We start from the raw sequence: 24,728 nt of genomic DNA, 5'->3' as shown, positions 1-24,728 counted from the left end.
GAAGTATGAAGCTTTATCTTATAAGACACGGCGAAACCATCTGGAACGAAAAGGGCCTGTGGCAGGGAATCACGGATGTTCCTCTCAACGAAAAGGGAAAAGAACAGGCAAGAAAGCTGGCAAACAGTCTGGAAAGAGTCGATGCCATTTACTCGAGCCCACTCAAAAGAAGCCTCGAGACAGCAGAAGAGATCGCTAAGCGTTTCAAAAAAGAAATCATCGTCGAAGAAGACCTGAGAGAATGTGAAATATCCCTCTGGAACGGTCTCACGGTGGAAGAGGCCATCAGGGAGTATCCTGTGGAGTTCAAGAAGTGGTCGTCGGATCCGAATTTTGGAATGAAGGGTTTAGAGTCCATGAGAAATGTACAGGATCGTGTGGTGAAGGCGATCATGAAGATCGTCTCACAGGAAAGGTTGAACGGTTCAGAGAACGTGGTCATCGTATCACACTCTCTGTCTTTGAGAGCTTTCATCTGCTGGGTTCTCGGTCTTCCGCTTTACCTTCACAGGAATTTCAAGCTGGACAACGCGTCTATCAGCGTGGTGGAAATAGAGAGCAAACCGAGACTCGTTTTGTTGAACGACACGTGTCACCTTAAGGAATCTTGAACACCCCTGCATATGTGGTATCATATTCTATGTGGACGGCGGCGTAGCCAAGCGGTCTAAGGCGGGGGTCTGCAAAATCCCTATTCGTGGGTTCGAATCCCACCGCCGCCTCCAGAGAGCCAGGCTACACGGCCTGGCTTTTTATATTGGAAGAAGGGAGGTATTGATGATGAAAAAGGTGCTTCTTGCCATGCTGGTAGTCCTGTCAATCTCGATCTTCGCGAAAGCCACCCTCTACATTTACAACTGGGCCGATTATATTCCTGAAGACGTGATCAGAGCTTTCGAAGAGAAGTACGATTGCCGCGTGGTATATGACACCTACGCTTCAAACGAAGAGATGTACGCCAAATTCAAAGCCGGTGGTGGAAAAGGCTACGATTTGATATTCCCTTCCGGCGACTATGTTTCGATAATGAAAAAAGAAGGAATGCTCCAGAAACTCGATCTTTCCAAGATACCGAATTTCAAATATCTCGATAAAGACATTCTCACGAAGACCACCTACGATCCCAACCATGAGTACAGCGTTCCTTACATGATTGGATCTACCGTCGTTATCGTGAACAGGAAATACGTGAAAGAGTACGAAAAATCTTGGTCTATTTTCGATAGGGAAGATCTCAGGGGAAGGATGACTCTCCTCGATGACATGAGGGAAGTCCTTGGTGCTGCCCTGAAGTATCTCGGTTACTCCGTCAACACGAAAAATCCGAAAGAACTGGAAGAAGCGAAACAGGTTGTTCTCAGATGGAAGAAGAACATAGCCAAATTCGATGCCTCTTCATACGCTGATGGTATTGTTTCTGGTGAGTACTGGGTGGTGCACGGATACGCGGAAAACGTCTTCCAGAGGATACCTGAAGGAGAAGAAGAATACTTCGACTTCTTCATACCAAAAGAAGGCGGTACGTTGTGGATCGACAACATGGTGATCCCCAAAGGAGCAAAGAACGTGGATCTCGCGTACAAGTTCATCAACTTCATTCTCGAACCAGAAAACGCGGCGAAGATAGCAGACTATCTTGGTCTTCCCTCACCGAACGTGGAAGCCAGAAAGTACATGCAGACAGAACCTATTTACACTGTAGAAGATCTCAAAAACTGTGAATTCATTGAAGACGTGGGAGAAGCCCTCGAACTTTACAACAAAATATGGCTCGAGATCATCATGTGATGGAGTGAGAGAAATTGATCGGTGGAGAAGTTTCAATAAAGAACATCAACAAATTTTTCGATGATTTCCAGGTTTTGAAGAACGTCTCACTGGATATAAGGAAAGGAGAGTTTTTCTCCATACTCGGACCATCGGGATGTGGAAAAACGACGCTTCTTCGTGTGATAGCAGGCTTCGAAGGAGTGGAAAGCGGAGACGTTCTTCTGGATGGAAAATCGATACTGAATCTGCCTCCAAACAAAAGGCCCGTGAACATCATATTTCAGAACTACGCCTTGTTTCCTCATCTCACGGTTTTTGAAAACATCGCGTTCCCGTTGAAACTCAAAAAACTATCCGAAAGCGAAATAAACCAGAGAGTGAACGAACTGCTTTTGCTCATAAGAATGGAAGAACACGCTCAGAAAATGCCTTCTCAATTGTCTGGTGGTCAGAAACAGAGAGTAGCGATAGCGAGGGCCCTCGCCAACGAGCCGAGGGTCCTCCTTCTCGATGAACCGCTGAGTGCTCTCGACGCGAAACTGAGGCAGGAACTTCTTGTTGAGCTTGACAACCTTCATGACAGAGTCGGTATCACTTTCATTTATGTGACACACGATCAGGCTGAAGCGATCAGTGTTTCAGACAGAGTCGCTCTCATGAACGAAGGGGAAATTGTTCAGGTTGGGACTCCCTACGAGGTGTATGAGAGCCCGGTCAACGTTTTTGCGGCGACTTTCATTGGAGAAACGAATCTCATGAAAGCAGAAGTTGTTGAAGTAGAAAACGATTACTACATTGTAGAAAGTCCTGAGATCGGCCGGTTCAGATGCTACAGAGACAAGGAAGCGAAGAAAGGTGATAAGTTGCTCATCACCCTGAGGCCAGAAAAGATCAGAATATCGAAAATGGGATTTCAGGCCGGTAAGATTTTCAACGTGTTTCACGGAATCGTAGAAGAAGAAATATACATGGGGCACCAGACGAAGTACTTCGTTCGGCTCGATGAAGGCTACATAATGAAAGTTTACAAGCAACACGCAAGGTACATACTCGATGAACCGATCATAAAATGGGAAGATGAAGTGTTCATCGCCTGGAATCCAGATGACAGCTTCATTGTAGAGGTGCTTAAAGAATGAAGTACGCCTACTTTCTGTGGTTGCTCTTTCTCTTTATCCTCCCTATCTCAATAGTTTTCATTTATAGCTTTCTGGAGCCACAGATCTACGGTGGGGTCAAGTGGAACTTTTCCCTGGAAGCGTACGGCTATCTTCCAAGGTATCTGGCACTCATCTGGAGATCTGTTTGGATCGCTGGTGTTGCGACGCTCATCACCCTCGCTGTGGCGGTTCCAGTTGCCTTCTACATAGCCAGAAGCAAGCTGAAAAACTTTCTTCTGCTTTTGACGGTCATACCTTTCTGGACCAACTCTCTCATCAGAATTTACGCCTGGAAGATAGTCCTTGGCAACAACGGACTCATAAACCAGTTTCTCGGGTTGTTCGGTATCGACCCCGTTCAGTTTCTCTACAACTCCTTCGCCGTCATACTGGTGATAGTCTATACCTACCTGCCTTTCGCTATACTTCCTCTTTACGCTGCCATGGAAAAGGTAGAAGAAAGCATCCTTGAAGCGTCTCTGGACCTTGGAGCCAGCAGGATGTACACGTTCGTCAGAGTCCTTCTTCCCAACGTCAAAGCGGGCCTTCTCACAGCTTTCGTTTTCGTGTTCATTCCTGCCCTTGGAGCTTACGCCATACCGGATCTTGTCGGTGGCGTGAACTCCAAGATGATAGGAAACGAGATCGTAAGGCAACTTTTGACCGTCAGAAACTGGCCCGTCGCGTCTGCAATGTCCAACATTCTGACCCTGATCGCTCTCCTGAGTATCATCCTTGTGATGAAAAGGGGAGAGAAACGTTGAAACCAGGAAGATTCGTAAAAACCATCGTGATCCTGACAATGGTGTTTTTCTATTTGCCACTTTTCATAGTGGTGTTGATGTCCTTCAACTCCGCGAAATCTCCTGTTTGGAGTGGTTTCACACTCAAGTGGTATCTGGAACTGTTCACCCGAGAATATTCGGTTTGGCATGCGTTCAAAAACTCACTGATCGTGGCCATCGCCTCCAGCGCTGTATCAACAGCGATTGGAACCCTGACGGCAACAGAGCTCTTTTGGAGAAAGAGCAGATTAGAAAATTCTATCTGGTTTCTCACGTATCTTCCATTCGTAGTACCTGATGTGATCATTGGTATCTCCTTGCTTTTACTTTTCTCGATGCTCAAGATTCAGCTGGGACTCTTCACCATAACACTCGCACACGTAACCTTTTCGATTCCGTACACTATGATGATCGTTCATTCCAGACTTCAGGATTTCGACAAAAGCATCATAGAGGCAGCTTACGACCTTGGAAGCACAGACTTCCAGGTGTTTTACAGGGTGATCATTCCAAACCTTGTTCCCGGTATAGTGGCCGCCTTCCTTCTTGCTTTCACACTTTCTATAGATGATTTCGTGATCACCTTTTTCGTGGCAGGTCCAGGATCTACCACCCTTCCGATTCAAATCTATTCCATGATAAGGTTCGGTATCTCACCCACAGTCAATGCCATTTCCACCTTCATGATTGCTGGGACTATCCTGATCGGTTTTGTGCTCAGAAAATTTGTGAGATACATCTTCTGATAGAATTGTGTTAAGGGGAGGGATAGAATGATAGATATAAAGCTAATCAGGCAGAATCCCGATTTCGTGAAGGAAGCCCTCAGAAAACGAGGAGAGGATCCTGCTACAATCGATGAGATTTTGAAGATCGATGCCGACTGGCGCACTACCATCACGAAAACAAACGAGCTGAGATCCAGAAGAAACGAAATTTCCAAAAATGTGGCAAGGTTGAAAAAAGAAGGGAAAAACACAGAGGCAGAGGCACTCATCGAAGAAGGGAAAAGATTAGGAGAAGAGATAAAAGCGTTAGAAGAAAAAGAAAAAGAACTTCAGAAGCAGTTGAACGACCTCCTTTTGATGGTCCCGAACATCCCACATGAGAGCGTTCCCGTTGGAGAAGACGAATCCCAGAACGTTGAAGTGAGAAGGTGGGGAGAGCCGAGAGAATTCGATTTCACCCCGCTCGCTCACTGGGATCTTGGACCTGCGTGGGGGCTCATGGATTTCGACAGGGCGACCAAACTCAGCGGTTCCAGATTCACCGTCATGTATGGAAAACTCGCAAGACTCGAGAGAGCTCTGATAAACTTCATGCTTGACGTTCATACAAAGGAACACGGTTACACGGAAGTGTGGGTCCCACATCTGGTGAAAAGGGAAACCATCACTATAACCGGACAGCTTCCCAAATTCGAAGAAGAGCTTTACCTCGCTGAGAGGGATGACCTGTTCCTCATTCCGACCGCTGAAGTCCCACTCGCAGCACTTCATAGTGAAGAGATCCTCGAAGAGAAAGAACTACCAAAGAAATACGTCGCTTACACTCCCTGTTACCGTAGAGAAGCGGGAAGTTACGGGAAAGATGTGAGGGGAATGATCAGGCAGCATCAATTCGACAAGGTCGAGCTTGTATGGGTGACCACACCGGAAAGATCTTTCGAAGATCTTGAACAGCTCGTAAAAGACGCCGAAACCATCCTTCAAAAACTGGAGCTTCCTTACAGAGTCGTTGCGCTCTGCACCGGAGATCTTGGGTTCACCTCTGCGAAAACCTACGATATAGAAGTGTGGCTTCCTTCCTACAACGCGTACAAAGAAATATCTTCCTGCAGTAACGTGACGGACTTTCAGGCGAGAAGAGGAAACATGAGATACAGAAGAAGATCTGATGGAAAGCTCGAATACGTTCACACGTTGAACGGATCGGGTATCGCTGTTGGAAGAGCACTCGTTGCGATACTGGAAAACTATCAGCAACCAGACGGCAGCGTGAGGGTACCGGAAGTGCTTGTTCCATACACAGGGTTTGAGGTGATACCGTAGTGCCTCACCTCTTTTATGGAGTGGCTCAAAACGGTGAGGTGATATTCGACGAAAGAGAAACACACCACATGAGGGTTGTACGCTTAAAAGAAGGGGATGTAATCGAAGCGACAGATGGGAATGGCTTTTCATACACGTGTATTCTCGAAAACCTGAAGAAAAAAACGGCCACAGCCAGGATCGTAAAGGTGGAAGAGAAAGAAAAAGAACCCGTGGAGAAGTTGAGCGTTGTTGTTCCAATCGGTAGGTGGGAAAGAACACGTTTTCTCATAGAAAAGTGTGTTGAACTCGGAGTGGATGAGATCTTCTTTCACAAATTCGAAAGATCCCAGTACGAGCTCAGCCTGGATAAGACAAAAATCGTTGTTAGAGAGGCAGCCAAGCAGTGCAAAAGATATCTCTTTCCGAAGGTAGATTTCCTGGAGAAATTAGAGTTCAGCGGAAACGTGATAACACTGGATCTGGATGCCTTTCAAAACCTGCTCGACGCGAACTTAGAAGGCTCGATAACGGTGGTGGTTGGCCCTGAGGGAGGTTTCTCTGAGAAAGAAAGAGAATTATTGAGGTCTTCTACAACCGTTGTGAGCCTTGGGAAGAAGATACTCAGATTCGAAACAGCTGCGATATTGACCATCGGATACATCGCTTTAAAAAAACAAAAAATCTGAACGGAGGTGTTTACACATGAAGAAAGGCGAAAAAATCCTCTCTTTTGTCAAGCAAGAAAAAGAATTGATAGAAGACTACAGAAAAAGCCTTCATGACGTCAAGAGAAGTGATGAAGTTGGAGATGTTTTCATCGAGTTCGCCCTCAGATTCCTTGAAAAGGTTCTGGAAGACTTCAAACCTGAAGAATACACCGAAGACATCGCTTTCGAACCAGAAAAAGAGAGCTACAATCTGAGCGAACGTCTGAAGGAAAGGATAGGGGAAGATCTTCTCAAGAAGAGCGATCTTCCGGCCATTCTTCAGCGATTCTGTGAGATGGCAACACACAGATGGAAACAGCTCAAAGCCGATGAGGAAAAAACAGACTTCTTCAAGAGACCCGGTCACGAGATGAGGAGAGATTGAATGAAGAATGAAAGAATACTGGTCGTGAAAACGGAAGACTTTTTAAAGGAGTTTGGCGAATTCGAAGGATTCATGAAAGTGAACCTCGAGGACTTTCTGGATATTCTGGACCAGTATGGATTTTTCCGGGAAAGAGACGAAGCGGAATACGATGAAACGACAAAACAGGTGATACCTTACGTGGTTATCATGGACAGTGATAGGGTTCTCATCACGAAAAGAACAACCAAACAATCCGAAAAGAGGCTTCACAATCTTTATTCTCTTGGAATAGGTGGTCATGTGAGAGAAGAAGATGGGGCAACGCCACGGGAAGCGTTTTTGAAAGGACTCGAACGCGAAGTGAACGAGGAGGTAGATGTTTCGCTAAAAGAACTGGAGTTTCTCGGACTCATAAATTCATCAGTGACCGAAGTGAGTAGAGTACACCTTGGTGCTCTGTTCCTTGGCAGGGGAAGGTTTTTTTCTGTAAAAGAAAAAGATCTGTTCGAATGGAAGCTCATAAAACTCGAAGAACTGGAGAATTTCTCAGGAGTGATGGAAGGTTGGTCAAAAATATCGGCAACGGTTCTGTTGAACTTGTTTCGTACGCAAAACTGAATCTCTACCTGGATGTACTTGGGAAAAGATCAGACGGATACCACGAGATAGTGGGATTGTTTCAGACGATTTCTCTTCACGACACACTCATTGTAGAAATCTGTGATAGAGATTTCCACTTGGAAAGCAACGTAGCTCTACCCCCGGACAACACGATAAAGAGAACCTGGGACATCTTCAGGAAAAATACAGGAGAAGAATTCGGCCTCAAAGTCACGTTGAAAAAGAAGATCCCGCTGGGTTCTGGCCTCGGCGGGGGAAGTTCTAATGCTGCAGCGATTCTCAGGTACCTTGGTGAAGTTTTCAAAACACCTCTTGAGGACCTTCTGAATATAGCGTCTCAAGTGGGAAGCGATGTGCCTTTTTTCCTTTACGGAGGAACCGCCCTTGTGAGGGGAAGAGGAGAAATCGTAGAGAAACTCGAGGATATCGAAGGATACTCTGTCGATTTGTTCTTCCTGGGCATCCACTCTTCAACGAAAGAGATGTACAGGTCTCTCACACCAGAAATGTACAGGAAAGGACCTGGCAAAGTAGAGGAACTGCACAGGGCTTATCTCGAAAGAGATTACGAAAAGATAAAGGAGCTCTCTTACAACGTGTTCGAGAAGGTGTTCTTAGAAAAACACCCGGAGGTAATGAATGAACTGAGGAACTTTGGCGACGGTTCCATTGTGAAAATGATGACGGGAAGCGGGAGTGCTTTCTTCGCTCTCTATCCTCTGGACAAAGGAAATTACTCGTTTGTGGGAGGTGTTTAAGTTGGATCTCAAACGTTTCATAAGAGATATACCGGATTTCCCACAGAAAGGCATCGTATTTCGCGACATAACTCCCCTTTTGAGAAATCAGGAGGCTTTCAAAGAAGCGATCGACGGAATGTGCGAACTCGTTTCTGACAGGGAGTTCGATCTCGTGGTGGCTCCCGAAGCGAGGGGTTTCATCCTCGGAGCTGCCATGGCGTACAAACTGGGAAAGGGCTTCGTTCCAGTGAGAAAACCTGGAAAACTCCCCTACAAAACTGTGCACGAGGAATATCAGCTGGAGTACGGCACTGAACAGCTCCATATCCACGAGGATGCCATAGAAAAAGGTCAGAAAGTGATCATAGTGGATGATGTGCTCGCAACGGGGGGAACAGCGGAGGCGCTCATAAGACTGGTTAAAAAACTCGGTGGAGAAGTGGTTTCTCTTGCTTTCCTCGTTGAGCTCTCATACCTAGAACCAAGGAAAAGACTGGAAGGTTACGATGTTAAAACTCTGATAGTCTACTGAGAGGTGAAAGTATGAGTTTGAAATTCGACTTTTCCAACCTCTTCGAACCGAACATCTCCGGTGGTTTGACAGATGAGGACGTAAAAAGCGTAGAGGAGAGAGTTACAAGTGCGGTTCGAAACTTTGTAGAAAACACTCCCGATTTTGCAAAGCTGGACAGAAGTTGGATCGATTCTGTTAAATCTCTCGAAGACTGGATAATAAACTTCGATACGGTCGTTGTGCTGGGAATCGGTGGTTCTGGACTCGGGAACCTAGCTCTCCACTACTCCCTCAGGCCTTTGAACTGGAACGAGATGACCAGAGAGGAAAGAAATGGGTACGCCAGAGTGTTCGTGGTGGACAATGTGGATCCAGATCTCATGAGCTCTGTTCTGGATAGAATTGATCCCAAAACAACTCTTTTCAACGTGATTTCGAAATCCGGTTCCACTGCCGAAGTAATGGCAACCTATTCGATAGCGCGCGGAATCCTCGAGGCTTATGGGCTCGATCCAAGAGAACACATGCTCATCACAACAGATCCGGAGAAGGGCTTTTTGAGAAAACTTGTGAAGGAAGAAGGTTTCAGAAGTCTCGAAGTGCCTCCTGGAGTGGGAGGAAGGTTCAGCGTTCTCACACCTGTTGGACTCCTCTCGGCCATGGCGGAAGGCATCGACATAGATGAACTGTACGAAGGTGCAAAAAACGCTTTCGAAAAGAGCATGAAAGAGAATATCTTTGAAAATCCAGCGGCAATGATAGCACTCACACACTACCTTTACTTGAAGAAAGGAAAGTCCATTTCAGTGATGATGGCGTATTCGAACAGGATGATCTATCTTGTGGACTGGTACAGACAGCTCTGGGCGGAGAGTCTTGGAAAAAGGTACAACCTCAGGGGAGAAGAAGTTTTCACCGGTCAAACTCCAGTGAAAGCATTGGGAGCGACCGATCAGCACTCACAGATACAGCTCTACAACGAAGGACCGAACGACAAGGTAATAACATTCCTGAGGGTTGAAAACTTCGATAGAGAAATAGTGATCCCGGAAACCGGAAGAACTGAACTCAGTTATCTTGCAAGGAAGAAACTCTCCGAGCTTCTCCTCGCAGAGCAGACAGGAACAGAAGAAGCGCTGCGAGAAAACAATAGACCGAACATGAGAGTGACGTTCGACAGACTCACACCGTACAACATAGGTCAGTTCTTTGCTTACTACGAGGCTGCCACTGCCTTCATGGGTTATCTTCTTGAGATCAACCCGTTCGATCAGCCCGGTGTGGAGCTCGGAAAGAAGATCACGTTTGCTCTCATGGGAAGAGAAGGTCACACTTACGAAATAAAGGAAAAGTCGAAGAAGGTGATCATAGAATGAAAATCTTCGAAGAAGTGATGAGAGAAGGAGAAAAGGTTTTCTTCATAGAGGGTGGCCCTCTCGGTGAGGATGGAACGTATATCATCGTTTCAGATGATCCAACCATTGAGGAGAGGATCGCAAAAGTCATCGAAGAACTGAACGCGACAAGTGTTATCTTTCTTGCTGAAGATGAATACGAAAGGTTCAAAAACGAGCTCGAGAAAAAGGCAAAGAGAATATGGTGATCGGTGTTACTGGAAAGATAGGAACGGGAAAGTCCATTGTCTGTGAGATTCTGAAAAACAAATACGGAGCCCACGTTGTAAACGTGGATAGAATAGGTCATGAAGTGCTTGAGGAAGTGAAGGAAAAGCTTGTTGAGCTTTTCGGAGAATCCGTTCTGGAAGACGGGAGAGTAAACCGAAAGAAACTTGCTGGCATCGTCTTCGAATCACAGGAAAACCTGAAGAAGCTCGAATCGCTCGTCCATCCCCTGATGAAGAAGAAGGTACAGGAAATTATAAACAAAAAGAGCGGCCTTGTTGTAATAGAGGCCGCTCTTTTGAAAAGAATGGGACTAGATCAACTGTGTGATCACATCGTCACGGTGGTTGCAAACAGAGAGAAGATACTGGAGAGAAACAGAGAAGCGGACAAACGTTTGAAGTTTCAGGAAGACATTGTTCCACAGGGAATAGTGATAGCAAACAACTCCACTCTCGAGGATCTTGAAAAGAAGGTAGAGGAAGTGATGAAACTCATATGGGAGAAACGAGAATCACAGGGGGAAAGTACAGAGGAAGGAAATTAAAGACAGGGGATTTCTTCAGACCCACCATGTCTTCCGTGAGAAGTGCCCTGTTCAACATGATAGATATCGAGGGAAAGAGCTTCCTTGAACTCTTCTGTGGAAGCTGTGTGGTGAGCTGTGAAGCGTTGAGCAGGGGAGCGAAAAGAGTGGTCTGTGTCGACAGATCAATTCGTGCCCTCAGTATATGCAGAAAAAATCTTAGATCACTCAACGAAACGGCCACGATCATCCACAGTGACGTAGAGGCCTTTCTCCAAAACACCGCTGAAGAGTTCGACGTGATCTTCCTCGATCCTCCGTACAACGATGTAGAGATCATAAACAAAACGCTTTCTCTGCTTCCAAAAGTCATGAAAGAAGGCAGTTTGGCCGTTCTGGAGAAGAGCAAAAGAATCGAACTGGATTTTTCAAACTTCGAAGTCGTCAAAAGAAGGGATTACGGTGAGACCGAACTGGTTTTTCTGAGGGTGAAACGATGAAGCTGAGGCCCTGGGAATTCTACGATAGAATAGCGAGAGTGTACGATAGTATGTACGAAACACCAAAGTGGAAACTCTATCATAGGCTGATTGAATCTTTTTTAGAGGAGTATCTGAAAAACCCCTGCAGAGTTCTCGATCTCGGTGGAGGAACCGGAAAGTGGAGCCTGTTTTTACAAGAGAGAAGCTTCGAAGTGGTTCTCGTTGATCCGTCAAGAGAGATGCTGGAGATAGCAAGGGAAAAGGGTGTTAAAAACGTTGTTGAAGCCAGGGCGGAAAATCTCCCCTTTCCTTCAGGTACTTTCAAAGCAGTTCTCGCTCTCGGTGACGTTCTGAGTTACGTTGAAAACAAAGATAAAGCATTTTCAGAAATAAAAAGAGTACTTGTCTCCGATGGATTGTTGATAGCGACCGTGGACAACTTTTACACTTTTCTTCAGCAGATGATCGAAAAGGACGCGTGGGATCAAATCCCGCGCTTTTTGAAAACACAAACCACAGATGTGGGAAACGCACTCTTTTCTTTCAATTCCTATACCTTCAAACCAGAGGATCTTACTCTGGAAGGATTCGAAACGGTAGATATCCGTGGAATCGGTGTGATGGAGTACTCGGACAAACAGATCAGTGAAAGAGAAGAAATCATCTTCCAGCTGGAGCGGGAGCTTTCAAAGGACAGAAGCATCATCTGGAAAGCCGATCATATATTCTTCGTTTTGAAAAAGAAAAGAGGAGCCTGAAGGCTCCTCGGTGGTGGGTGCGGCAGGGATTGAACCTGCGACCTCTTCCTCGTCAAGGAAGCGCTCTCCCACTGAGCTACGCACCCATTCCGTTTAATTATGATACTACAAGCACTCGAGTATGTCAACCGTTCGGCCCAATTTCCCTATACTGTTCAACACTTACCAGAAAATTCCCGATGAAAGTACTTGAAAAGGGTGAAAACCTGTGCTATTATATATGTCGGAGTTGCCGAGGTGGTGGAACTGGCAGACACGCATGGTTGAGGGCCATGTGGGCTTCGGCCCGTGCGGGTTCAAGTCCCGCCCTCGGCACCAGAAGTCAGCCGGAGGATATTTCCTCCGGTTTGTTTGTTATCCCTCCAAGCCCAAGAAGAATCCCCAGAATTATGAACAGATAGTAATTGAAGAACCTCCAGACGAGCAAGGATACCATCGCGTCAGTCTTTTCAATTATGTTCGAGTACACAACGTAATAAACCAATTCCGTTGCACCACTGGCACCGGGTGTAGGGAAAAAATACACGATAAGGCTGAGGGCAAGCTGGATACTGACCACTTGGAAAAGTGACACATTCACATTACGATTGACGGCTTTCATCGCAAAATAAGTACTTGAGTGTATCAGCACGACCATCAAACCTGATAGAATCGCCACCGCTAAAAACTTCAGCCTGGAAGTTCTCCAGAATTCCCTGGTGGCCGAAACGTATCCAAGTACTTTTTCCTCCACGAGTCTTTTTAAATCGTCCTCCGATTTTCTGGAGAAAAACATGAAGATCTTCAAAACAGGCCGTGACATGAAAAATCTTCGCAGAAAACCCTTACTGAAGGACAGAAGGATTATGAAAACATAGAAGAGCAAAGCCAAAACGATTCCTGCGAAGAAAAAGTCGCCGAGGATACCGAGTTTTTCGAAGGTATCAAGATAAACCAAGAAGAAGACAAAACCGGAGATGACGGAAAATGAAAAAGAAGAGAAAAACCTCACCGCTATCGCAGATGCCGATTTTTCAAAGGGAATTCCAGCCCTCGTGAGGTGATAGATCTGGAAGGGTTGTCCTCCTGCAGTGAAAGGTGTTATTGCCCCCACATAGAATCCCCAAAGGGAATTGGCCACACAGGTCCTGAAGGGAATATCTTTCAGGAGTATTTTGGTTCTAAGAGCGTCCGCTAAAACGATACCAAGAAAGTTCAGTGAAAGAACCATCAAGAAGAAAGGATCTACGCTCTTTAACTCCTTCCATGCGTCACCGCTGCCCAGAATAGAGAACATGAGAATCGTGGCTCCAAGGCCTATGATCAGAGCTGAGAATAACTTCTTCTTCATAGCTCTCTCCTTCCAGTGTCTTTATTAGAAATATTAACATACCACATGGTAAGATTTTTCTGGGAGGTGATACCACATGTTCAATCTGGAAGAGTACACTGAAAAGGCTCAGAAGGTAATGATGAGCATTCAGGATATAATGACCCGATACAGACAAAACCAGCTTTCCAGTGAACACATACTGCTCGCGATACTGGAAGAAGGAAACAACGTTGGCGTTGAACTTCTGAAAGAGTTGAACGTGGATATAAACAGACTCAGAGATGAAGTGGAGGTGTTCATTGGGAAATACGGAGTTAGAGTCCCTGAAGGTTCATCTGTCTCTCAGATTTTCATAACCCCAGACGCAAGGCATGTCATTGAGAAAGCAAGAGAAGAAGCGAGAAGAATGGGAGACTCAAAAATAGGAACCGAGCACCTTATTTTGGGTATGGTACTGTCACCTGATTCCACGGCATTTCGAATTCTCTCGAGATACGGTGTAACACCTGAGAGAGTCTATGAGGCCATAAGGAAGATCAGGTCAACGGGTAAAACAGATGAGGCAGAGAACGTGGAAGCGCTCGCTCGTTTCACAGTGGATCTCACTCAGCTGGCCCGCGAAAAAAAGCTCATGCCCGTAGTGGATCGTGAAAAGGAAATCAGAAGGGTGATACAGATACTGTCCAGGAGAACGAAGAACAACCCGGTTCTCGTAGGAGACCCGGGAGTGGGAAAGACTGCCGTCGTCGAAGGGCTCGCCCAAAGAATAGTTGAAGGAAAAGTCCCTCTGTTTTTGAGAAACGTCAGAGTCTTGAAGCTTGACATGGGGAGGCTGGTAGCAGGGACCCGTTTCAGAGGAGATTTTGAAGAAAGACTGAAACGTCTCCTCGATGAATTGAAGAGGAAAAAAGGAGAAGTAATACTCTTCATCGACGAGGTGCACACGGTGGTAGGAGCAGGAGCTGCTGAAGGTGCTCTTGATGCTGCGAACATAATGAAACCAGAACTCACAACGGGGGAGATTCAGATAATAGGAGCGACCACCGTTGAAGAGTACAGAAAATACATAGAGAAAGACAGGGCACTTGAGAGAAGATTCCAGCCGGTCATGGTGGAAGAGCCGACGGTCGAACAGACAATCGAAATACTGAAAGGGTTAAGAAAGGTCTTTGAAGAGCATCATCACGTGAAAATAACAGATGACGCTCTGGAAGCTGCGGCGAAACTCTCCGCGCGATACATAACCAACAGATTCCTCCCGGACAAGGCCGTTGATCTGATAGACGAAGCAGCTGCGTACGTGCGCCTCGAATCCTCGTACCCTTCAGAAGAACTCCTGAAACTCGAAGAAGAGATCAAAAACCTTGAAGACAAAATAAACGACGCCGTTGTGAAGGGAGAATACGAAGAAGCGGCAAAACTGAAGGTCGAACTCCAGAAATTGAAAAAAGAATACGAAGAAAAGAGAAAAAAAGAAGAAAAGGTGGAACCCCATGTCGATGAAAACGTCGTGGCGAAGATCGTGGAACAGTGGACAGGCATTCCCGTATCTCGAATCATGGAATCTGAAAGAGAGAAACTACTGAAACTCGAAGAATTCATCCACCAGCGCCTGGTGAATCAGGAGGAAGCCGTAAAGATAGTGGCGCGGACCATAAGACGCGCGAGGGTCGGTATCAAGAACCCGAGAAGGCCCATCGGTGTCTTTCTGTTCCTCGGCCCAACGGGTGTAGGAAAGACAGAGCTCGCCAGAACCCTCGCGGACGTGCTCTTCGGCAGCGAGGACGCCATGATTAGACTCGACATGAGCGAGTACATGGAGAAACACTCCGTTGCCAGACTCATAGGGGCACCTCCGGGTTACGTAGGTTACGAAGAGGGAGGACAGCTCACCGAGGCTGTGAGAAAAAGACCTTACAGTGTGATTCTCCTCGACGAGATAGAAAAAGCGCACCCAGACGTTTTCAACATCCTGCTTCAGGTGTTCGAAGACGGGCGATTGACCGACGGGAAGGGAAACACTGTGGATTTCAGAAACACCATCATCATCATGACGAGCAACATAGGAAGCGAGAAGATCATCGAAATGTCAGAAAATGGCGTGAGAATCGAGATAGAAAGAGAACTGCGAAACACCTTCAAACCCGAGTTTCTGAACAGAATAGACGCAATAGTCTATTTCAAACCGCTCACGATGGAAGAAGTGAAGAAGATAGTGGAAATCATGGTGAGGCAGCTCCAGGAGATGCTGAAAGAGAAGAACATCTCCATCGAGCTCACAGAAAGAGCGAAGGAGTACCTGGCAGAGGCGGGTTATGTGCCATCTCTCGGTGCAAGACCGCTTCGAAGAATCATAGAACTCGAACTCGAGTCGATGATAGCAGATAAAATCCTGGAAGGAGAGATAAAAGAGGGAGACAGAGTTCTGGTCGACGCGGACGAATACGGTCTGAAGATAGAGAGGAGGTGATGATCCGTGGAGGAAAAGAAAGAAAAACTCTCCATGAAGGATCTCATTCTCCTCTTCTTCAGCACTATAAGTGCTCGGTGCTGGGCAAGGCTCGGCCTCACGGAAGACGAATACGGAGACTACTACCAGGACCTCGAAGAAGCACGGCTTGGAATAGACACGCTCGACGCGGTATTCAACAAGATAAAGGATCTCGTGGATGAGGAAGTTCGCCGGGAAATGGAAGGAGTGATTGCTACCCTGAAACTCAACTACTTTCATCAGTATCAAAAGAGCAAGAAGAGGGAGACAGAGAACGCATGAACGTAGCGATTCTGCTCGCAGCGGGAAAAGGTGAAAGAATGTCTGAAAACGTTCCAAAACAGTTCCTCGAGATAGAGGGTAGGATGCTCTTTGAGTATCCACTTTCTACATTTTTGAAAAGTGAAGAGATAGATGGTGTTGTGATAGTAACACGCAGAGAGTGGTTCGAAATTGTAGAGAAAAGAGTGTTCCACGACAAAGTACTTGGAATAGTTGAAGGAGGAGATACACGAAGTCAGAGTGTGAGAAGTGCCCTCAAATTTCTTGAAAAGTTCTCTCCTTCTTACGTTCTTGTGCACGACTCGGCACGACCGTTTCTGAGGAAAAAACACGTGCTGGAGGTTCTCAGAAGAGCCCGTGAAACGGGAGCGGCAACTCTTGTGTTGAAGAATTCCGACACGCTTGTAAGAGTTGAGGGTGACAGAATGGAATACATCCCAAGAAAAGGAGTGTACAGGATTCTTACACCACAGGCTTTTTCTTACGAGATCTTGAAAAAGGCCCATGAAAACGGCGGCGAATGGGCGGACGACACGGAACCAGTTCAGAAGCTCGGAGTAAACATAGCCCTCGTCGAAGGAGATCCTCTATGTTTCAAGGTGACGTTTAAAGAAGATCTGGAACTGGCGAGAATCATCGCCAGGGAATGGGAGAGGATATCATGATTTACTACGGCACGATGTTCGATCACAAGGTGAGATTTTCGATCGTTCGAATGAGAGAGGTGGTAGAAGAGGCTCGAAACAGGCACAACCTCTCGTACCTCGCCACTGTGGTCCTCGGAAGAGCCCTCATCGGTGCGGCTCTTGTGACACCATGGCTCGCCGAAAAAGAAAGGTGGACGCTGGATATAGAGGGAAACGGACCGATAAAGAGAGTCGTTGCACAGTCGACCAGCGAGTTCACCGTTAGGGGATATGTGGCAAATCCCATGGTGGAACTGCCTTTGAATGAGAAGGGAAAGTTCGACGTTGCCGGTGCTATCGGTCAGGGTGTTCTCAGGGTAATAAGAGATTTGGGATTGAAAACTCCCTTTGTCTCTCAGGTACCTCTGGTGAGCGGTGAGATCGCCGAAGATCTGGCTTATTATTTCACGGTTTCTGAGCAGATCCCTTCTGCCTTCTCCATCGGTGTTCTCATGGATTCGAACGGTGTGAAGATAGCAGGAGGATTCGCCGTTCAAATCATCGATCGCACTCTTGAGCAGGAGAAAGTGGAGATGATTGAAAGGAACATAAAGAAACTTCCGTACATAACCGAGCTTTTCCAAGAAGCGGAACCCCTGGACGTTCTGGAAAGAATATTCGATGAGAAGGTAGGGTTCGTCGAAACAGCAGAGATAAAGTACAAGTGTGATTGCAACAGAGAAAAAGCCAGAAACGCCCTTCTCGCTCTGGACAAAAAAGAACTGGAGGATATGCGAAAAGAGGGCAAAGGAGAGGTCATCTGCAAGTGGTGTAACACGAAATACGTCTTCTCCGAGGAGGAATTAGAAGAACTCCTCAAGTTCAAGGTAGATGACTCTAGTTCCTGAAAAATTGGAGATCTTCAAGAACCTCTCTGTGATCTCAAGAAATATCCTTTCGGTGTCCATCCGTGCGAGGGCACTTCTCAATTTCTTTGAAGGAAACACCACAACAAAATCTCTTCCGGATTCCACAAAAAGTTCCGCAGTGTAACTGAGATTCTTTCGTTTTACCTGAACTTTCAGACTTTCCCCTCTTCTTGAGATCGTGGCGTAATCTCCTCTTGAGAGCACTGAGGCTTTTCTCACGAGCTTTGCAAGGACCTGCTTCTTCGCTTCTATCCGTTCTACGGTCTTTTCTTCCAGCAAAGCCCTCAGTTTTTTGATCTCTTCTTCTTTCACTTCGTCACCACAAACTTCCATAACAAAATGAGGATACTTCACCACGAGTTTTCCAGATTTCTCATAGAAGTCCAGAGTCTGAACATCCAGTCTTTGAAAAGCTTTGAAAATGTGCCTCACCGTGACGTACGGAATTTTTGTAGAAAAGGGCTTCTTCGGAATTGTAGAGATCTGTGCGAGGGTCATAATGCCTGCTGATGATCCAAACATCAAAACATCTTTTTCCTCAAAAAGAAGAATCAGGAATTCCCCTTCGTCGAGATTAGAACTGGCAAAGTTCAACGCTCCTTCGAATTCACGCTTCGTGAGTGTGCAGAGAAATTCCTCTTCGCCATCTCCTGGAGGAATTTCTCCCGTTTTGCACCGAACGTCCAGAACTTCATTCCCCGCTCTCAGAACGAGCCGCTCCTGAAGGACAGTGATCTGTACATCACTGACTCTAACATCACTCAAAAAATACTTCACAAGATCTAGAGAAACGATCCTGCTGCCTTCGAATCGGGGTATCTCCCCCAGGAATATCTCCACTTTAGCACAGTTGTCGCTCGCACTCACCCAGAGCCCATCTCTGTAAAAGAAACTGAGAAATCTCGCAGTGGGTTCGGTTGTTCCAACCAGTTTATCGAGCAGATAGACCCACTCTTTGAGTTCATGAGCATCAACGACAAGTTCCACAGAGTTTCACCTCAGAAACTCTTCGAGACGTTCCAGAACGCCTCTTATCTTTTCCGGATGTCTTCCACCCGCCTGGGCAAAATTCCTTCGGCCCCCTCCACTTCCACCGAGTTCCTTCGCTATGTTCCGTGCTATGGAAGAGGCATCGTATCTGTCAAGGAGATTCTCAGAAACCTTCACAACGAGGGAAACCTTGTCTTCGAACTTACTGAGGAGAATAACAATGCCTTCCCTTTCCTTTTTCAAAACGTTGTCCGCTATTCCTCCAAGGTGTTTTGCTTCGACATCTTCAAAAACAGCGTAGAATACCTTTACACCATCTTCCAGCTGTTTCATGGCTATCTTTTCTTCGGAAATCCTTCCCTGAGAGAGTTTCTTTTCGAGTTCCTTCACTTTCTCTCTCAAACCCAGAACCCTGTCCGTGAGCTCGTCTTCCCTTGCTCCGAGGATTTCTTTCAGCTGATCGATCAGTTTTTTCTGGTTTCTCAGGAGTTCCAGGGTACTAAAGCCAGTGACCGCTTCGATTCTTCGCACACCTGACGAAACGGATTCCTCCGAGATGATCTTGAACAGACCTATCTGCCCTGTGTTGCTCACATGCGTTCCGCCACAGAGTTCTTTACTCACACCAGGAACCTCGACGACCCTGACCACATCTCCATACTTTTCCGTGAAAAGCGCAACAACTCCGGACTTTACCGCTTCTTCGTAGCTTGTGTACCTCACCTCGACCGGAATCGCTTCCATGATCCATTCGTTCACCAGATTCTCCACCTGTTCTATTTCTGCCATCGAAAGACCCTTGAAATGTGTGAAATCAAATCTCAGCCTGTCGGGTGCAACCAAGGATCCTGCCTGCCTCACGTGGTCTCCCAGGACCTTCTTCAAAGCCGCGTGAAGTAGATGCGTCGCCGTGTGATTTCTCATTGTGGCCTCTCTTCTCTTCTTATCCACTCTGAGAACCACTTTCTGACCTCTTCTCAGAGTGCCGGCCAGTACCTTGATTCTGTGGACGATCACACCCTCTGAAGCTTCAAAAACATATTCTACAAGCGCTTTTCCATCTTCCCATTCCACCGTTCCCGTGTCGGATACCTGACCACCCTTCTCAGCGTAGAATGGTGTTTTTGAAAACACTACTTCCACCGCGTCTTCTGTTGCATCTTCCACCGCTTTTTCGTTCTTGGCTATGAGGACGACCTCACCCTCATCCTCGAGTTTTTCGTACCCAGTGAATTCGGTTCGGAAATCTTTGGGGAGTTCTTCAAGGTATTCGTACCTCCTGGCAAATTCCACATCTCCCAGAGCAACCCTTGACTTTCGCTGTTGTTCTTCCATGTATTTGTTGAATTCTTTCACATCGACTTCCACACCCTTCTCCCTTGCGATTTCGAGTGTGAGTTCCAGTGGAAGTCCGTATGTGTCGTAGAGTTTGAACGCGTCTTCGGAATCTATCCTTCCCTCTTTCTCAACGATCTCGTCGAAGACCTTCATTCCCTGCTCGAGAGTCTTTAGAAATCTGCTTTCTTCTGCAGAGAGAACTTCTTTCACCATACTTTCACCGCGAACGATCTCCGGATAGACCTTTCCCATCTTCTCCGCCACAGCATCAACGATTCTGTAAAGGAACGGTTCACTCATGCCAAGGAGTATTCCGTGTCTCATCGCGCGTCTTATGATCCTTCTGAGAACGTATCCTCTTCCCTCGTTGGAAGGGAAAACACCTTCACTGATCAGGAAGGTGATGGCCCTCATATGATCGGCTATGACCCTGATGGAAACGTCTTTTTCTTCATCTGTTTTGTAGCCAACCCCCGTCAATTCCTCTATGCGGTTTATTATCGGCTGGAACAGATCTGTGTCGAAATTGCTGTAAACTCCCTGCATCATCGCACAGAACCTTTCAAGACCAGCTCCCGTATCGATGTTCTTTCGTGGAAGCGGATGGAGCTTTCCTTCTTCATCCTGATAGTACTCGGTGAAAACGAGGTTCCATATCTCCACAAATCGTCCCTCAGAATTGGCAGGAGTACATTCTTCACCCTCAGGACAGCCTTTTGAATACCCTGTATCGTAAAAGATCTCCGTGTCAGGACCGCACGGCCCTGTTGGCCCAGCCGGCCCCCAGAAATTGTCCTCTTTTCCCATTCTCAAAATTCTCTTCTCGGGAAGACCTATCTTTTCGTTCCAGATTCTGAAGGCCTCTTCGTCTTCCTCGTAAACGGAGACCCACAGTTTTTCCTCGGGAACCCCAAGCACCTGAGTGAGAAACTCCCAGGCCCACTCTATGGCTTCTTCTTTGAAATAGTCTCCAAAGGAGAAATTACCAAGCATTTCAAAGAACGTATGATGTCTTGGAGTCTTTCCCACGTTCTCTATATCAACGGTTCTCAAACACTTCTGACAGGTAGCCACCCTCGTGTAAACAGGCTCGACTTTGCCCCAGAAAATAGGTTTGAAAGGAACCATACCGGCTACGGTGAAGAGAAGCTGAGGATCGTCCGGTATGAGAGAAGCGCTCGGTAGTATCTTGTGTCCCTTTTTCTCAAAGAATTTCAAAAAAGCTTCTCTGATCTCTTCGGAAGTCATGTATCTCATCGCACCACTCCTTCTAAGATTTTGAACACGATGTAGCTGACAGGAGCAACAAAGAGCAGTCCATCTATTCTGTCGAGCATCCCTCCGTGACCCGGAAGGGTTTTCCCAGAATCTTTGACACCGTAGTGTCTTTTCAAAGCCGATTCAAAAATATCACCAAAGGTGTCCATAATCGCGACCGTTGCGGCGAAAGGAAGGAACGTTCTGAAACTTATCACGTTCACAGAGAGCAGATCATTCACAACGAGTCGATACAAAAAGGTGTAGATGACAACACCCAGGAATCCTCCTATCACTCCCTCAAGGCTCTTTCTTGGACTGTATCGAGGAGAGATCCTCGTTCTTCCAAATTTCAAACCCGTGAAGTATGCAAAGGAATCAAACACCCAGGTGGAGGTGAGAACGAGAAGAGCGTTCGCGGCACCAAAATCCCGATAAATCGGAAGAAAGAAACTGAGGAAGAAAGTAACGTAGATGAGAGCGATCGAAAAGGCAGCGACTGTCTTGAACACCTGCGAAGGATCTTTGTCTGTTATCAGAGAGAAAACCACTCCAGTTATGAAGAGGATCGACAGCGGCTGCGCGGGTTTCTCAAAAACAAGACCGTAGAGGACGGGATACAAAGCGAGGAGTATCACATAGAAAAATCGTGCATCACGCTCTTTCATTTCAAGTGTGATGAGTTCGTAGCCGGCCAGAATGACGATTGCAGAAACGAGTCCTATCAAACTCTCGTAACTCACGAAACACAGAACAACGAAAGGTGCTACGACACTCGCGGTTATGACTCTGGTTTTCAAATCATCCATTGCTCAAACCCCCGAATCGTCTTTCCCTTTTTGAATAACTCTCTATAGCCCTCAGAAAATCCCTCTTCGTGAAATCCGGCCACAGTTTTTTGAAGAAATAAAGCTCGGAATACACGGACTGCCAGAGAAGGAAATTACTGAGTCTCATCTCACCTGAGGTCCTTATTATCAAATCTGGATCCGGAACATCCGGTAGATACAGATATTGACGAAAGGTCTCCTCAGTGAGTTCTATTTTCTTCCCATGAGATACATCCTTTAAGATAAATTCTACCGCGTCGAGGATCTCCCTTCTACCTCCGTAGTTGAACGCGATAATGAGTGTCATTCGGTCGAACTCTTTCGTTTTTTCCTCCACTTCCTGCCACTTCTTAAGCACCCTCTCCGGAAGACCTTCTTTTCTTCCAAGAATTCTCACTCTGACTCTTTCTCTTCTGAGGAGCTCCATCTCACGATCTATCATCTGAACGAAAAGATCCATGAGAAACTCCACTTCTTCCTTCGGTCTTTTCCAGTTCTCTGTGGAGAAGGAAAAAGCTGTGAGATACTTTATCCCCAGTTCCAAAGACCATTTCACGGTGTTGTGGAGCACCTCTGCACCTCGCTGGTGCCCTTTTATTCTGGGAAGACCTCGCTTTTTCGCCCATCTGCCGTTTCCATCCATTATGATCGCAACGTGCTGTGGTATCCTCAAAATTCCATGATCTCCTCTTTTTTGATTTCGAACACCTCGTCCAGCTTTTCGATGAACTCGTCTGTTAGCTTCTGTATTTCGTTTTCCAGCCTTTTGGCATCATCTTCTGGAATGAGACCCTCTTTCTGATCTTCTTTTATCTTCTTCAAAATCTCTCTTCTGATGTTTCTGATGGCGATCTTCCCCTCTTCGACGATCTCCTTCGCCTTTTTAACCCACTTTTCCCTCTGCTCAGTGGTTGGAGAAGGAAAGACAAGCCTGATCACGTTTCCATCGTTTATGGGGTTCAAACCAAGATCGGACGCGTTTATCGCTTTTTCTATGAGGGAGAGAACACTTTTATCCCAGGGTTTTATGACAAGGGTTCTTTCTTCAGAAATGGAGATCGTGGCGAGCTGATTCACAGGAGTTGGAACACCATAGTAATCTACCTTGATCTCCTCAAGAATGGCTGGAGAGGGCTTCCCTGTTCTCATTTTTCTCAGTTCATCCTCGATTTTCTCCAGCGTTCTCCTCATCTTTTCCTTCGCTTCTTTTATGAACGGATTAACCATGCCTATCCCCTCCCTGTTGAAATTTGTGTTTACACCATCAATGGTCGTTGTATAATATTCCCAACACCTCTCAAGATTATAGCAAACAGATTTTTTGCTTTCTCGTTCCTTTTGATAAATATGCTTCATCCGTCTGTAAAAATTCTGGTAGTATAATTAGTTAAAAAAATAACAAGCACCACCATCCTGGAAAGGGGGAGTTCCATGGGAAAGTTTCTTAAGAAACACTACATAATGGCACCTGGACCAACACCAGTCCCAAACGATATTTTAACAGAAGGAGCGAAGGAAACAATACACCACAGAACACCTCAGTTTGTTTCCATAATGGAAGAGACCCTCGAAAGTGCAAAGTACATCTTTCAGACAAAAAACAACGTGTACGCCTTTGCTTCCACAGGAACTGGCGCTATGGAAGCGGCGGTGGCGAATCTTGTGAGCCCTGGAGACAAAGTGATCGTGGTTGTGGCTGGAAAGTTCGGTGAAAGATGGAAAGAGCTCTGTCAGGCTTACGGTGCTGATATCGTAGAAATCGCCCTCGAATGGGGAGACGCGGTCACACCTGAACAGATCGAAGAGGCTCTCAACAAAAACCCCGATGCGAAGGTCGTCTTCACCACCTACAGTGAAACATCAACGGGTACAGTCATAGACCTCGAAGGAATTGCCAGAGTCACGAAAGAAAAAGACGTTGTTCTTGTGACAGACGCTGTCAGCGCTCTTGGAGCAGAACCACTGAAGATGGATGAATGGGGTGTGGATGTCGTTGTCACAGGTTCTCAGAAGGGTTTGATGTTACCTCCGGGATTGGCTCTCATCTCTCTCAACGACAAAGCGTGGGAGCTCGTGGAAAAATCCAGATCTCCAAGGTACTATTTTGATCTGAGGGCCTACAGAAAATCTTACCCCGACAATCCTTACACTCCCGCAGTAAACATGATATACATGTTGAGAAAGGCTCTTCAGATGATAAAAGAGGAAGGCATAGAGAACGTATGGGAAAGGCACAGAATACTGGGAGACGCAACAAGAGCAGCGGTGAAAGCACTTGGACTGGAACTCCTCTCGAAAAGACCGGGAAACGTTGTAACAGCCGTGAAAGTGCCTGAGGGCATCGATGGAAAACAGATTCCCAAGATCATGAGAGACAAGTACGGTGTGACCATCGCCGGTGGACAGGCTAAACTCAAAGGAAAGATATTCAGGATAGCACACCTCGGATACATGTCACCTTTCGACACCATAACTGCCATTTCCGCTCTTGAATTAACCTTGAAGGAACTCGGTTATGAGTTCGAACTCGGAGTCGGTGTTAAGGCAGCCGAAGCTGTCTTCGCTAAAGAATTCATTGGGGAGTGATG

27 protein-coding genes and 3 tRNA genes are annotated in these 24,728 nt (G+C 46.4%); 23 read left to right on the top strand and 7 right to left on the bottom strand.

What is annotated here, in order from left to right:
* Positions 1-5 precede the first annotated feature (5 nt).
* The 17 genes from MC24_RS04850 (at position 6) to MC24_RS04770 (ending at position 12,085) form a co-directional block, all read left to right on the top strand.
* Complete coding sequence (locus MC24_RS04850; RefSeq protein WP_038053065.1) at positions 6-611, top strand: histidine phosphatase family protein; 606 nt, start codon at positions 6-8, stop codon at positions 609-611.
* A gap of 37 nt (positions 612-648) precedes the next feature.
* Positions 649-725: transfer RNA gene (locus tag MC24_RS04845), tRNA-Cys, on the top strand.
* 52 nt (positions 726-777) lie between these two features.
* Positions 778-1,788 (top strand): extracellular solute-binding protein, encoded by a 1,011-nt coding sequence (locus tag MC24_RS04840; RefSeq protein ID WP_038053063.1) that lies wholly within the window; start codon positions 778-780, stop codon positions 1,786-1,788.
* 14 nt (positions 1,789-1,802) lie between these two features.
* Positions 1,803-2,909 (top strand): ABC transporter ATP-binding protein, encoded by a 1,107-nt coding sequence (locus MC24_RS04835; protein WP_038053061.1) that lies wholly within the window; start codon positions 1,803-1,805, stop codon positions 2,907-2,909.
* On the top strand, positions 2,906-3,694 hold the full coding sequence (locus MC24_RS04830; protein ID WP_038053059.1) for an ABC transporter permease: 789 nt from the start codon (positions 2,906-2,908) through the stop codon (positions 3,692-3,694). Before MC24_RS04835 ends, MC24_RS04830 begins: the two co-directional genes overlap by 4 nt.
* Entirely contained in the window at positions 3,691-4,461 is a 771-nt protein-coding gene (locus MC24_RS04825) for an ABC transporter permease (protein ID WP_038053057.1), read from the top strand. Before MC24_RS04830 ends, MC24_RS04825 begins: the two co-directional genes overlap by 4 nt.
* 27 nt (positions 4,462-4,488) lie before the next feature.
* A complete protein-coding gene (serS, locus tag MC24_RS04820) occupies positions 4,489-5,766 on the top strand; it encodes a serine--tRNA ligase (protein WP_038053055.1) in 1,278 nt (425 codons plus the stop codon).
* Entirely contained in the window at positions 5,766-6,434 is a 669-nt protein-coding gene (locus MC24_RS04815; RefSeq protein ID WP_038053053.1) for a 16S rRNA (uracil(1498)-N(3))-methyltransferase, read from the top strand. The genes serS and MC24_RS04815 overlap by 1 nt, the downstream gene beginning before the upstream one ends.
* A 16-nt stretch (positions 6,435-6,450) precedes the next feature.
* On the top strand, positions 6,451-6,840 hold the full coding sequence (locus MC24_RS04810) for a hypothetical protein (RefSeq protein ID WP_038053050.1): 390 nt from the start codon (positions 6,451-6,453) through the stop codon (positions 6,838-6,840).
* Positions 6,841-7,440, top strand: a complete 600-nt coding sequence (locus tag MC24_RS04805) for an NUDIX domain-containing protein (RefSeq protein WP_038053047.1) — start codon at positions 6,841-6,843, stop codon at positions 7,438-7,440.
* Positions 7,386-8,201, top strand: a complete 816-nt coding sequence (gene ispE, locus MC24_RS04800; RefSeq protein ID WP_038053044.1) for a 4-(cytidine 5'-diphospho)-2-C-methyl-D-erythritol kinase — start codon at positions 7,386-7,388, stop codon at positions 8,199-8,201. The genes MC24_RS04805 and ispE overlap by 55 nt, the downstream gene beginning before the upstream one ends.
* 1 nt (position 8,202) lies before the next feature.
* Complete coding sequence (apt, locus tag MC24_RS04795) at positions 8,203-8,715, top strand: adenine phosphoribosyltransferase (RefSeq protein WP_012896494.1); 513 nt, start codon at positions 8,203-8,205, stop codon at positions 8,713-8,715.
* 11 nt (positions 8,716-8,726) lie between these two features.
* Positions 8,727-10,073 carry a glucose-6-phosphate isomerase gene (locus MC24_RS04790; RefSeq protein WP_012896493.1) on the top strand — a complete coding sequence of 449 codons (1,347 nt, stop codon included), beginning with the start codon at positions 8,727-8,729 and terminating at the stop codon, positions 10,071-10,073.
* The gene (locus MC24_RS04785) at positions 10,070-10,300 is read left to right on the top strand and encodes a hypothetical protein (RefSeq protein WP_038053041.1); all 231 of its coding nucleotides are present in this window, start codon (positions 10,070-10,072) and stop codon (positions 10,298-10,300) included. The genes MC24_RS04790 and MC24_RS04785 overlap by 4 nt, the downstream gene beginning before the upstream one ends.
* The gene (gene coaE, locus MC24_RS04780; RefSeq protein WP_038053038.1) at positions 10,294-10,866 is read left to right on the top strand and encodes a dephospho-CoA kinase; all 573 of its coding nucleotides are present in this window, start codon (positions 10,294-10,296) and stop codon (positions 10,864-10,866) included. Before MC24_RS04785 ends, coaE begins: the two co-directional genes overlap by 7 nt.
* The gene (gene rsmD / locus MC24_RS04775; RefSeq protein ID WP_038053035.1) at positions 10,818-11,345 is read left to right on the top strand and encodes a 16S rRNA (guanine(966)-N(2))-methyltransferase RsmD; all 528 of its coding nucleotides are present in this window, start codon (positions 10,818-10,820) and stop codon (positions 11,343-11,345) included. Before coaE ends, rsmD begins: the two co-directional genes overlap by 49 nt.
* Positions 11,342-12,085 carry a class I SAM-dependent methyltransferase gene (locus MC24_RS04770; RefSeq protein WP_038053032.1) on the top strand — a complete coding sequence of 248 codons (744 nt, stop codon included), beginning with the start codon at positions 11,342-11,344 and terminating at the stop codon, positions 12,083-12,085. Before rsmD ends, MC24_RS04770 begins: the two co-directional genes overlap by 4 nt.
* 11 nt (positions 12,086-12,096) lie before the next feature.
* Here MC24_RS04770 and MC24_RS04765 read toward each other — a convergent pair.
* A tRNA-Val gene (locus MC24_RS04765) sits at positions 12,097-12,171 on the bottom strand.
* A gap of 145 nt (positions 12,172-12,316) precedes the next feature.
* Between MC24_RS04765 and MC24_RS04760 the strand changes: the two genes are divergently transcribed.
* Positions 12,317-12,403: transfer RNA gene (locus MC24_RS04760), tRNA-Leu, on the top strand.
* A 4-nt stretch (positions 12,404-12,407) separates the two neighbouring features.
* Here the strand turns inward: MC24_RS04760 and MC24_RS04755 are convergent.
* A complete protein-coding gene (locus MC24_RS04755; RefSeq protein WP_038053029.1) occupies positions 12,408-13,415 on the bottom strand; it encodes a lysylphosphatidylglycerol synthase transmembrane domain-containing protein in 1,008 nt (335 codons plus the stop codon).
* Positions 13,416-13,491: 76 nt separating this feature from the next.
* On the opposite strand from MC24_RS04755, the gene MC24_RS04750 reads away from it, so the two are divergent.
* From MC24_RS04750 to hslO, 4 genes are read left to right on the top strand one after another with little or no spacing between them, the layout of a single operon-like run.
* The gene (locus MC24_RS04750; protein ID WP_038053026.1) at positions 13,492-15,867 is read left to right on the top strand and encodes an ATP-dependent Clp protease ATP-binding subunit; all 2,376 of its coding nucleotides are present in this window, start codon (positions 13,492-13,494) and stop codon (positions 15,865-15,867) included.
* 6 nt (positions 15,868-15,873) lie between these two features.
* Positions 15,874-16,170: a DUF1844 domain-containing protein gene (locus tag MC24_RS04745; RefSeq protein ID WP_038053022.1), complete on the top strand. Its 297-nt coding sequence runs from the start codon at positions 15,874-15,876 to the stop codon at positions 16,168-16,170.
* Positions 16,167-16,835: a 2-C-methyl-D-erythritol 4-phosphate cytidylyltransferase gene (ispD, locus tag MC24_RS04740; RefSeq protein ID WP_038053019.1), complete on the top strand. Its 669-nt coding sequence runs from the start codon at positions 16,167-16,169 to the stop codon at positions 16,833-16,835. Before MC24_RS04745 ends, ispD begins: the two co-directional genes overlap by 4 nt.
* A complete protein-coding gene (gene hslO, locus MC24_RS04735; RefSeq protein WP_038053016.1) occupies positions 16,832-17,704 on the top strand; it encodes an Hsp33 family molecular chaperone HslO in 873 nt (290 codons plus the stop codon). Before ispD ends, hslO begins: the two co-directional genes overlap by 4 nt.
* Here the strand turns inward: hslO and MC24_RS04730 are convergent.
* From MC24_RS04730 to frr, 5 genes are read right to left on the bottom strand one after another with little or no spacing between them, the layout of a single operon-like run.
* Positions 17,660-18,712, bottom strand: coding sequence for a hypothetical protein (locus tag MC24_RS04730; protein ID WP_038053013.1), 1,053 nt, complete (start codon positions 18,710-18,712; stop codon positions 17,660-17,662). The genes hslO and MC24_RS04730 overlap by 45 nt on opposite strands.
* 6 nt (positions 18,713-18,718) lie before the next feature.
* The gene (gene alaS, locus MC24_RS04725) at positions 18,719-21,310 is read right to left on the bottom strand and encodes an alanine--tRNA ligase (protein WP_038053010.1); all 2,592 of its coding nucleotides are present in this window, start codon (positions 21,308-21,310) and stop codon (positions 18,719-18,721) included.
* Entirely contained in the window at positions 21,307-22,119 is an 813-nt protein-coding gene (gene cdsA, locus MC24_RS04720; RefSeq protein ID WP_038053007.1) for a phosphatidate cytidylyltransferase, read from the bottom strand. Before cdsA ends, alaS begins: the two co-directional genes overlap by 4 nt.
* On the bottom strand, positions 22,112-22,813 hold the full coding sequence (locus MC24_RS04715; protein WP_038053004.1) for an isoprenyl transferase: 702 nt from the start codon (positions 22,811-22,813) through the stop codon (positions 22,112-22,114). Before MC24_RS04715 ends, cdsA begins: the two co-directional genes overlap by 8 nt.
* Positions 22,810-23,367, bottom strand: a complete 558-nt coding sequence (gene frr / locus MC24_RS04710; RefSeq protein ID WP_008195141.1) for a ribosome recycling factor — start codon at positions 23,365-23,367, stop codon at positions 22,810-22,812. The genes MC24_RS04715 and frr overlap by 4 nt, the downstream gene beginning before the upstream one ends.
* Positions 23,368-23,571: 204 nt before the next feature.
* On the opposite strand from frr, the gene MC24_RS04705 reads away from it, so the two are divergent.
* Complete coding sequence (locus MC24_RS04705; RefSeq protein ID WP_008195138.1) at positions 23,572-24,726, top strand: serine-pyruvate aminotransferase; 1,155 nt, start codon at positions 23,572-23,574, stop codon at positions 24,724-24,726.
* Positions 24,727-24,728 lie beyond the last annotated feature (2 nt).

Source organism: Thermotoga sp. Mc24, from assembly GCF_000784835.1.
GTDB lineage: Bacteria > Thermotogota > Thermotogae > Thermotogales > Thermotogaceae > Thermotoga.
Note: the sequence above shows the minus strand (reverse complement) of the source record. Positions and strands in the feature narration are given on the sequence as shown.